Below are 9,646 nucleotides of genomic sequence, written 5' to 3' on the forward strand. Positions count from 1 at the left end.
CCGCGCGCGCTGCTCTCTCGCGTCTCCGTCCCCCGCCCCTCGCCGCGCGCGCCCCCCACTCCCCCCCCCCCCCCCCGCGATGATTCAGTTTGCCGAGCGGTTGCGGCGGTCTGCCGTACCCGCCGGACGCGCGGCCCGACGACGTGAATTCGTCGGCGTGTCGCCGCTGCGGGCGTGTCCACCCGCGCCCGCGGGCTTGCGGGTCCGCGACTCACCGGCCGGACGTTCCCGGCGCGGTGCGCCCGCGCCACGGCTGTGGCCCTGGGCGGCCTCGGAAGCGGGTGCGCCACCGGACCTGCCACGCCTGGGGCGGCCGCCGTTCGCCGACTTCGGCGCGTTGACCTGCGCCGGGGCCGGGGCGGCCAGCGCGATTCCGCTGGGCTTGCGGGCGCCGGTGATCTCCACCAGCTTCCGGTCGCCGGGACGGACCTCGACGCCGTCGGTCTGCACGCCCGCCTTGCGGGTCATCGCGGCGACGTCCTTGCGCTCCTCGTCGGTGACCAGGGTGACGACGACACCGTCCTCACCGGCGCGCGCGGTGCGGCCCGCGCGGTGCAGGTAGGCCTTGTGCTCGGCGGGCGGGTCGAAGTGCACGACCAGCGAGACACCGTCGATGTGGATGCCGCGCGCGGCGACATCGGTGGTGACCAGCACCGGCACCGACCCGTCGGCGAAGGCGGCCAGGGTGCGCACGCGGTTGTTCTGCGCCTTGCCGCCGTGCAGCGAACCGGCGTCGACACCGGCGCCGCGCAGCTGCTTGGCCAGGCGATCGGCGCCGTGCTTGGTGCGCACGAACATGATGGTCAGGCCGTCGCGGGCGGCGATCTCGGTGGCCACGGTGCGCTTGATGTTCTTGTCGCGCACGTAGAGCAGGTGGTGGGTCATGGTGGTCACCGAGGCCTCGGCGGGGGCCGTCGAGTGAGTGACCGGGTTGTTCAGGTAGCGCTTGACCAGCTTGTCGACGTCGCCGTCGAGGGTGGCCGAGAACAGCAGTCGCTGGCCGTCCTTCGGGGTGCGGTCGAGCAGGCGGGTGACCTGGGGCAGAAAGCCCATGTCGGCCATATGATCGGCCTCGTCGAGCGCGGTGATCGTCACGTCGGACAGGTCAGCGGCCCGCTGCTTGATCAGGTCGTCGAGCCGGCCCGGGGTGGCGATGAGCAGGTCGACGCCGCGCGCGAGCCGGTCGGCCTGGCGCTTGATCGGCGCGCCGCCGACGACGGAGGCCACGCGCAGGCCCAGCGAGAGCGCGGCCTCGTCGAGGGCGCGTTCGATCTGGGTCGCGAGTTCCCGGGTGGGGACCAGCACCAGGCCGCGCGGGCGGCCGGGCTTGGCGGACGCGCCGGTGAGGCGGGCCAGCATCGGCAGGCCGAAGGCGAGGGTCTTGCCCGAGCCGGTCGGGCCGCGGCCGAGCACGTCACGCCCGGCGAGCGCGTCGCCGATGGTGGCGGCCTGGATGGGGAAGGGCTTCTCGATGCCGGCGTTGCGCAGGGTCTGCACCAGTGCGACGGGCAGACCGAGTTCTGCGAAGGTGGCGTCGGGACGCGTGGAGGTAGACAAAATGGCCTTTCGTTGGGCTGCGCATCGCGCTGGAAGATGACCGGCGCCGATGACCCGGATACGCGCGTGGCGTGCACGGGGTGCGGCCCAGCAGGAAGGACCGATCTCCCAGGATAGGCGGGATTGCGGTCGCGTGGGTAAACACGCTGGTCAGACGACCGTTTGTAGCGATGATTGTTCGACCGTCGAAGCCTGGTGCGCGAGTGCTGCGGCTGGACCGGTTACCCGGTCGGGGAAAGGGCGGCGAATCGCCAGGTCAGCCGCGGAAGAGCCGGTTCAGCTCCTGCAGCCACGGCAACGCCACGGCGAGCGTCGGCACGACCAGAATCGCGGCCGAGCCGAGGTAGGCGGCGGTGGCGACTCTCACGTCGCCGGTGTGACCCGCGAGCCGCTGGATGCGGATCAGCGTGCTCGGACCGCCCGCGGCCAGCGCGCCCTGCGGCGCGGTCGACTTCGCGCAGGCGACCAGCGCGCGGGCCAGCGGCTTGGGGCCGGTGACCTTGACCGCGGAGTCGTCGGCGAGCAGTTCGATGAGCAGCTTCACCGAGCCGAGCGCGGCCTTGCTGCGGACCACCCGCGGGAACGCCTCGTGCACGGCGGTGAACGCCTCGAGCACCAGGTCGTGGCGGGCCCGCAGATGCGAGCGCTCGTGGCTGACGATGGCGGTGACCTCGGCGTCGTCGAGGCTGGTCAGCGTGCCTTCGCTGAGCACGACGCGCTGGCGCAGCCCGGGCAGGCAGTAGGCGATGGGCTCGGTCGAGGCGAGCACGCGGATGTCGGCGGCGCGGCGGACCGGGCCGCTCTGATCGAGCAGATCGACCAGCATGCGATGCCGGGACCTGCGGCGGCGGGTGTGCACGCCGACGCGCACGATGGAGAACATGAGCCGGGCGCCGATCATCAGGGTCAGCGCGAACACGGTGACATACACCGTCCACAGCGGCAGACCGAGCGCGTCGATCTCCTTGGTGGGGGAGGTGGTGGGCCTACCGTCGGGGCCGGGGACGAGCAGCAGGCTGGCGATGGCCAGCCCGGATCCGAAGGCGCTGAGCACGGCGGCCAGCGCGATCGCCTGCCACAACACCAGTGCCGCGCGCGGGGACCGATGCACCCAGGTCGCGCGACTGAGCAACGCTGGTACCGGCCCTGCGAGAAGCAAGGCGAGACCGGCGAAGACTGCCGCGGTTGCGTTCATCGACTCTGCTCACTGCGTTGTGGGACCAGGGGCGCTCACGTCGTTGTGAGAGCCGCCAGGGAGTCTAGCTGCTCTTCTCGTCGGATTCGAGCTTGGCGAGTGCCTCCCGCAGCGCATCGGCCTCGTCCTTGCCCACCTGTTCGACGAAGTGCACCAGGGCGGCGGCGCGGCTGCCCGCCGCGTCGGCCTGCTGCAATGCGTCGAACATCAGGCTCGCGACCAGCTCGTCGCGGCTGTGCACTGGTGCGTATCGGTGCGCGCGATCGTCGCGCCGCTGCACCACCAGATTCTTCTTCGCCAGCCGCTGCAGCACCGTCATCACTGTGGTGTACGCGAGCTCACGCCGCGCGGCCAGTGCTTCGTGGACCTGCCGCACCGTCTGCGGTTCGTCGGCCGACCACAACTGGTCCATGACCGCTTTTTCGAGTTCGCCGAGTCCTGCCATCCCACAATTTTACGGACACAACGACAAAGATGCGTACTACAGATTGTCGTAACGGGGGATTTGCTGGTGTGTTATTCGTCATACCCGTCCGCGCCGAGCACGTGCCTGGTGCCGATCGGGACGATCATCGGCCGGCCCGAGACCGGATCGGTGAGCACGGTCGCCTCGAGCCCGAACACCTCGGCGAGCAGCTCGGCGGTGACGATCTCGGCCGGCTTGCCCTGCGCCACGATCCGGCCCGCGCACATGACGACGAGCTCGTCGCTGTAGCGGATGGCGAGGTTGAGATCGTGCAGGACCATCACCACGGTGCGCCCGTATTCGGCGTGCAGCCGGTCGACGAGGTCGAGGACCTCGAGCGAGTGCGCGAGGTCGAGGTAGGTGGTCGGCTCGTCGAGCAGCAGGATGTCGGTGCCCTGGGCCAGGGCCATGGAGATCCAGGCGCGCTGGCGCTGGCCGCCGGAGAGTTCGTCGAGGGTGCGCTCGGCCAGGTCGGCGATGCCGGTCTGGGCCAGGGCGGCGGCGACCTCGGTCTCGTCGTCGGCCGACCACTGCCGCAGCCAGGACTGGTGCGGGTGGCGTCCGCGGGCGACGAGGTCGGCGACGGTGAGGCCCTCGGGCGCGACGGGGGTCTGCGGCAGCATGCCGATCACCCGGGCGACGTCCTTGGTCTTCATCGACGAGATCGCCTTGCCGTCGAGCACCACCTGTCCGTCGCGCGGGCGCAGCAGCCTGCCCAGCGATTTGAGCAGTGTCGACTTGCCGCAGCCGTTGGGCCCGATGACGGTGGTGACCACGCCGGGGGCGATGTCGAGGCTCAGCTCGTCGACGATCACCCGTTCGCCGTAGCCGAGGGAGACGCTGTCGGCGGCGAGGCGACGGTCGGGGCTGGTCATGAGAGCGTGGCCTTCCGATTCATGCGGACGAGCAGGTAGAGCAGGAACGGTCCGCCGAGCGCGGCGGTCACGATGCCGACGGGCAGGTCGACGGGAAGCAGTGTGCGCGAGATGATATCGGCTCCGGCGACCAGCCCGGCGCCGGTGAGCGCGGAGGCGATGAGCGGTTCACCGGGCGTGCGCAGTGCCATCCTGGCGATCTGCGGCGCCGCGAGCGCGACGAAGCCGATCGGCCCGACGGCCGCGGTCGCCACCGACGCCGCCACCACCGAGGCCCCGATGAGCAGCGCCTGCTGTGCCTGGATGCGCACGCCGAGCACCCGCGTCGACTCCTCGCCCAGGCGCAGCGCGGCCAGTGTGCGCGCCGAGACCAGCGATATCACCGTCACCACGGCCAGCGCGATCACGGTGGAGGTGACCCTGGCCATGTCGGCGCCGTTGAGCGATCCGGTCAGCCAGATCTGGGCCCTGGCGGCGTCGGTGAGGCTGGCCCGGGTGAGCAGCCAGCTGATCACCGACATCAGCACCGCGTTGACGCCGATGCCGATGAGGACGAGCCGGAACCCGGTGACTCCGCGTTCCCCGGCCCGGCCGCGTCCCCAGGCGAGCAGATAGATGACGACAGCGGTGAGCAGGCCGCCGGTCAGGGAGGCCAGCGGCGCGCCGATCGTGGCGATCAGGCCGGTGGTCGCGCCACCGCTGCCGACCAGCACCGCGACCGCGCCGACACTGGCGCCGGTGGTGATACCGAGGACATCCGGCCCGGCCAGGGGGTTGTGCAGGATCGACTGCATCAACGCACCGGACAGCCCGAGCGCCGCCCCGACCACCACGGCGGTCAGTGCCCGCGGCAGCCGCGATTCGATGATGATGAACCGCTGCGACCTGCTGCCGCCGCCACCGAGCACATCGAGCACGCGGCCCAGCGGGATGTGGGTATCGCCGACGGCGATGTCGAAGCAGAACAGCGCGAAGACCAGCACCGCGAGCGCGAGGACGATGCCGAGCATCACCGGGCGCAGCACCAGCGACACCGGCCCGACGCGCAGCGCGGGACGTACTTTCCGCAGCTCGGCGCCTACCTGGTCGTCCTGCTTGTCGGTCTCGATCGTGCTCACAGCGTCACCAGCTTCTTCCTGCGTACCAGCGCGATGAAGAACGGCGCGCCGATCGCGGCCAGCATCACCCCGACCTGGAGTTCGCCCGGCCGGGCGACCACCCGCCCGGCGATATCGGCGACGACCAGCAACAGGCCGCCGAGCAGTCCGGAGTAGGGAATCAGCCAGCGGTTGTCCGGTCCGGTGATGGTGCGTGCGATGTGCGGCACCACCAGCCCGAGGAACGCGATCGGCCCGACCGCCGCGGTGGCCGCGCCGCTGAGCAGCACCACCGCGAACAACCCGAAGGCCCGCGCCCGCCCGACATCGGCACCCAGCCCGCGCGCGACATCGTCGCCCAGGCTCAGCAGATTCAGGCCCGGCGCCGCCGCGATGGCCATCGCCATGCCGACGACCAGGAACGGCAGCACCTGCCAGAACACTCCGGCCTCGCGCCCGTTCACGGTGCCGACCACCCAGAACCGGTAGGTGTCCAGGGCCGCGTTGTCCAGCACCACGACCGCGTTGGTCATCGCCTGCAGGAACGCGGTGACCGCCGCACCGGCCAGGACCAGGCTCAACGGGCTTGCCTTGCCGCCGCCGATCGAGGACACCCCGAACACGATCACGCCCGCGATCGCCGAGCCGGCGAAGGCGAACCAGATGTACTGGCTCGGCGCGGTGAAGCCGAACAGGAAGATACTGAGCGCGGCCAGAAACCCCGCTCCCGCATTGAGTCCCAGCAAACCGGCATCAGCGAGCGGATTCCGGGTATACCCCTGGATGAGCGCGCCCGCGATGCCCAGCGCCATCCCGGCGATCAGGGCCAACGCGGTGCGCGGCAGACGCAGCTCACGCACGATTTCCTCGGCGGTGGAGCGGGCCGGGCAACGGAACGGGCCGCCGTCGCAGCCGAGAGCGTGGGTGACGGCGTCGAACACCGTGGCCGGTGCGAGCGAGCGGGTGCCGATGGCAATGCTCGCTACCACCGCGACGGTGAGCAGCAAGACGAGCAGCAGAAGCCCGGTCAGACGACGACGTCTGACGGTGCCAGGGTGGATCACGGCGACGAACTTCTCCTGCCTCGAAACCAGACACAACTTGTGAAGTCTGGTAAGCCTAACCTATGTTCCGAGACATCATCGTCACGGGAACCAACGTTCGAGGAGGTTCGATGCCCGAGCCCGTCACCACCGCCCTGTCCCGCACCACCGCCGCGTTCGACCGCGCGTGCGCCCGGTTGCAATCGCTGCAACCCGAACATCCGCGGGTCTATGCCGTGGCGGCGATGGCCGGTCAGGGCAAACGGCGATGGTGGCACGTGCCGAACGGGCTGTCCGAGGGCCGCGTCGAGCTGATGTACCGCCGCCACGCCGCCGAGATGATCAACGACGACATCGCCGCCGAGGTGGTAGCGACCGCGCTCATCCACGCCGTGGTCGGCCGGGTCACCGCGCTGTTCGTGATGTCGGCCCAGGCGTGGGATCCGGGCCGGGACAACCTGTGGATCCATCACGACAACGACGGTGGCATCGACTGGGCCGGCTTGTCCGACACCACGATTCGCGTCGTCGACGGTGATCCCGAGGCCGACGAGCGCGACGCGGTCGCGCTGCCGTGCGAGGCCGCGATGGCGGTCTGGCTGGCCCAGCGCTGCGCGTCGTCGCTGATTCCGCTGCAGTCGGTCCTCACCCGCTGCTCTGGCCTGCCCGCCCGCCGATTCTGGTCCCTGGTCGGTGAATCCGTCGTCGGCGCCGCCACCTACGTGCCCGATCTGGCCCGCGCCGACAGCACCGCGGGTGCGCGCCGTGGTCAGCTGCTGCTCGGTGCGCTCGAGGATCGTGGTCTGCCGGTGCGGCGCACCAGCTGCCTGCAGCGTTAGTGCCCAGCCGGAACATCCTGGGCGAGTAGCGCGGTGGCGAGTTCGCGGAACGAGCGCAGCAGCAGCTCGCCGTAGTGCTCGGGGTCCGGCATCATCGCGGCATTCGTCGTGACCGCGATGACGATCTCGTCACCCTGCGAGGTGATCAGGTGGCGCAGGCCGTCGCCGTCGAGGATCGGCAGGGAGCCGACCGCGCGGCGAATCGGTCTGCCGCGGAAGGCGAGTGTGTCGGAGACCGGCGGCACGTTGCTGATCGTGGTGTTGCACAACGGCACTGTCGCCGAGTCGTCGAAATGTCGTTGCGCGCGTGCCCATCCCGCCGCGCGCAACAGCAGCGCGGGCGCGGTCTCGACCCTGCGGTCGCCGCGCAGCACCACCGGGTCGGTGGTGTGCTGTTTGGCTCGGCTCGCCGACTGCTTGACGGCGGTCAGCCGGTCGAGCGGATCGGCGATGTCGGTGTGCAGGTCGACGACCATCTGGGTGAGCTGATTGGCCGAATCCCATTCGGCGACACCGCGCATCGACCTAGGCACCATCGCGGCGAGTGATCCCGCAGGCACTTCGTCGTGCTCGGCGAGGTAGGCGGCCAGCGCACCGGCAATGGTGGTCAGCATCAGGTCGTTGACCGTGACCCGCTGTGGCGCGGCGGCTTTGGCCGCGAGGACTTCCGGCAGCGGAATCGGCAGCAGGTGAAAGGTCAGCTCCGCGTGGATGTCCCGATTGAATCGGGTCGCCGGACGCAGGGCGACAGGTTCGTGCACCGTGCCCGCGTCGACGAGGGTACGCAACTCTTCCTGCGCCGCGCGGGACCGCCGCAGTCCGGTGACGAAGCGCGCGGGCTGGGTGACGAGCGAGGCGGCCGTGCGCACCACGGCCGGGAGCGTCCGAGGCTCGTCGAGCCGGATGGCCGGCGCGGGCGCGTCGCCGAACAGCCGTTGCTCCAGGGCACGGGTCGCGACGCCGTCGCCGGCGCTGTGGTGGAACTTCAGCACCACGATCGTGGTTTCGCCGCCCATCGCGGGGACGCCGTCGATGCGATCCAGCACGTGGATCTCCCACGGCGGCCGGGTCAGATCCATTCGGGTGGACGTGATCTCGGCGATGCGCGCGCGTGCGTCGTCCCACGTCCCGGCCCGATCCAGCACCACATGCTCGCGCACCGACAGCGCCGGATCGGGCACCCAGTACGGCAAGTCGAGATCCATCGGCACGCGCTGCAGCCGCCGGTGGAACAGCGCCGCGTGCCCGATGCGTGCCCGCACCCAGTCCAGCACCTCCTGGAAGGTGAGCGGCGGGTGCCCCGACGCGTCGGCGAAATACACCGCGACGATGTTCGACAGGTGCCGGTCGGTCTCGTCGTAGACGAAGACCGCGTCGCGCGGGCTCAGCTGCTCGGTGCCCACCCAGAGTTCGGCGCTCACAGGCCGAGCGCCGTCGCCATCATCGGCCAGGAAGCGTGCAAATCGTCCTCCCAGTAGCCCCAGGAATGGGTCCCGGTCGGCCGGACGTTGACGGTCACGTTCGTGCGGCCCAGCTCGCGTGCGCGCTGACCCATGCTCACCGTGCAGTACGCGGCCGCGGCTTCGATGCCGCCACCGACGAGCATCTGATTCATCAGGATCGAGTTGGGGTTCTTGCCGCTGATGTGCACCCGCGGATTGGTGAGAGTGTCGTGCGCGCCGGGCAATCCGGTGCCGCTGGAGATGTAGATGGGGATGTCGGGCAGCCGGTGCGCCTGCACATACGGGTCGTGCTCACGCCAGGCGGCGTCGGTGGCCAGGCCCCACATGTTCTCGGCATTGCCGCCGCCCATGCGCACGACGAGCGAGACGAACGCCCGCCCGATCGGGTCGCTGGTCATCGCGCAGCCGCTGTAGGAGGCGACGCTGCGGTACAGCTCCGGTGCCTGGATGGCCAGATCGAGCACCGAGGTTCCCGCCATCGAGATGCCGGCCAGCGCGTTGACGCCGGTGGTGGCGAAGGCCGCGTCGATCACCGGCGGGAGTTCCTTGGTGAGGAATGTCGTCCACATGTTGTGGCCGTTGTTCTCGAGGTTCTTGGCCAGGCCCGCGTCGGGCTGCTGCCAGTCGGTGTAATAGCTGAACGCGCCCTCCATCGGGATCACCACGTTGACGTGCTTGCCCGCGAAGAAGCCGGCCGCGTCCGTCTGCCCTGGCCAGTTCGCCGAATCCTCGCCGCCGCCAGCACCGTTCAGCAGATACAGCGTCGGCGCGGGAACGGTCGTGTCCGCCGGACGCAGCACCCGCAGCGCGATCGTACGGTCCATCGACGGTGAGTAGACGCTGATGTCGGCGACCTGCCCCGACCGGGTCTGGCTCACCAGTCGCGCACCGGTTTCGGCTCCCGCGTGCGCACCGTCGACGAAGACGGGCGTCGTGGCCATTGCCGCGGCGCAGACGGCCACCATGATTGCGCGGAGGAGGTGATTGTTCATCGTGATACGAGCCTGCTGACTTCTCTCGGGGGCGAAATGGGAATGGGGGCGGGCCCTTGAAACCCCCGCCCCCGCTTCCTCGGCCACGGAAATACATAACCCGTGTGGGAGTTCCGCCG

General features: G+C 70.3%; 9 protein-coding genes. 1 reads left to right on the plus strand and 8 read right to left on the minus strand.

All coding sequences use genetic code 11. The features are described 5' to 3' along the window. Positions 1 to 84: 84 nt before the first annotated feature. The 6 genes from ACFWPJ_RS06690 to ACFWPJ_RS06715 form a co-directional block, all read right to left on the minus strand. On the minus strand, positions 85 to 1,557 hold the full coding sequence (locus ACFWPJ_RS06690; RefSeq protein WP_378848043.1) for a DEAD/DEAH box helicase: 1,473 nt from the start codon (positions 1,555 to 1,557) through the stop codon (positions 85 to 87). A 256-nt stretch (positions 1,558 to 1,813) separates the two neighbouring features. Further along, positions 1,814 to 2,752 carry a M56 family metallopeptidase gene (locus ACFWPJ_RS06695; RefSeq protein WP_378848046.1) on the minus strand — a complete coding sequence of 313 codons (939 nt, stop codon included), beginning with the start codon at positions 2,750 to 2,752 and terminating at the stop codon, positions 1,814 to 1,816. A gap of 64 nt (positions 2,753 to 2,816) precedes the next feature. Further along, on the minus strand, positions 2,817 to 3,197 hold the full coding sequence (locus ACFWPJ_RS06700) for a BlaI/MecI/CopY family transcriptional regulator (protein ID WP_189023328.1): 381 nt from the start codon (positions 3,195 to 3,197) through the stop codon (positions 2,817 to 2,819). A gap of 71 nt (positions 3,198 to 3,268) precedes the next feature. Next, the gene (locus ACFWPJ_RS06705; protein ID WP_378848048.1) at positions 3,269 to 4,093 is read right to left on the minus strand and encodes an ABC transporter ATP-binding protein; all 825 of its coding nucleotides are present in this window, start codon (positions 4,091 to 4,093) and stop codon (positions 3,269 to 3,271) included. Continuing rightward, on the minus strand, positions 4,090 to 5,211 hold the full coding sequence (locus tag ACFWPJ_RS06710; RefSeq protein WP_378848051.1) for a FecCD family ABC transporter permease: 1,122 nt from the start codon (positions 5,209 to 5,211) through the stop codon (positions 4,090 to 4,092). The genes ACFWPJ_RS06705 and ACFWPJ_RS06710 overlap by 4 nt, the downstream gene beginning before the upstream one ends. After that, on the minus strand, positions 5,208 to 6,290 hold the full coding sequence (locus ACFWPJ_RS06715; protein WP_378848053.1) for a FecCD family ABC transporter permease: 1,083 nt from the start codon (positions 6,288 to 6,290) through the stop codon (positions 5,208 to 5,210). Before ACFWPJ_RS06715 ends, ACFWPJ_RS06710 begins: the two co-directional genes overlap by 4 nt. A 74-nt stretch (positions 6,291 to 6,364) precedes the next feature. Between ACFWPJ_RS06715 and ACFWPJ_RS06720 the strand changes: the two genes are divergently transcribed. Next, positions 6,365 to 7,072 carry a hypothetical protein gene (locus ACFWPJ_RS06720; protein WP_378848056.1) on the plus strand — a complete coding sequence of 236 codons (708 nt, stop codon included), beginning with the start codon at positions 6,365 to 6,367 and terminating at the stop codon, positions 7,070 to 7,072. On the opposite strand, the gene ACFWPJ_RS06725 is transcribed toward ACFWPJ_RS06720, so the two are convergent. Together ACFWPJ_RS06725 and ACFWPJ_RS06730 are read right to left on the minus strand one after the other, a co-directional pair. Next, positions 7,069 to 8,493, minus strand: coding sequence for a wax ester/triacylglycerol synthase family O-acyltransferase (locus ACFWPJ_RS06725; protein WP_378848057.1), 1,425 nt, complete (start codon positions 8,491 to 8,493; stop codon positions 7,069 to 7,071). The two genes, ACFWPJ_RS06720 and ACFWPJ_RS06725, sit on opposite strands and share 4 nt — an antisense overlap. Then, positions 8,490 to 9,527, minus strand: coding sequence for an alpha/beta hydrolase (locus ACFWPJ_RS06730; RefSeq protein ID WP_378848060.1), 1,038 nt, complete (start codon positions 9,525 to 9,527; stop codon positions 8,490 to 8,492). Before ACFWPJ_RS06730 ends, ACFWPJ_RS06725 begins: the two co-directional genes overlap by 4 nt. Positions 9,528 to 9,646 lie beyond the last annotated feature (119 nt).

The organism is Nocardia sp. NPDC058497, assembly GCF_042720195.1.
In the GTDB taxonomy this organism is placed as follows: Bacteria; Actinomycetota; Actinomycetes; order Mycobacteriales; family Mycobacteriaceae; genus Nocardia.

Coding starts and splice junctions, on each gene's coding strand:
- ACFWPJ_RS06695 (WP_378848046.1), bottom strand. CDS start 2,752: ATGAACGCAACCGCGGCAGTCTTCGCCGGTCTCGCCTTGCTTCTCGCA.
- ACFWPJ_RS06700 (WP_189023328.1), bottom strand. CDS start 3,197: ATGGCAGGACTCGGCGAACTCGAAAAAGCGGTCATGGACCAGTTGTGG.
- ACFWPJ_RS06705 (WP_378848048.1), bottom strand. CDS start 4,093: ATGACCAGCCCCGACCGTCGCCTCGCCGCCGACAGCGTCTCCCTCGGC.
- ACFWPJ_RS06720 (WP_378848056.1), top strand. CDS start 6,365: ATGCCCGAGCCCGTCACCACCGCCCTGTCCCGCACCACCGCCGCGTTC.
- ACFWPJ_RS06730 (WP_378848060.1), bottom strand. CDS start 9,527: ATGAACAATCACCTCCTCCGCGCAATCATGGTGGCCGTCTGCGCCGCG.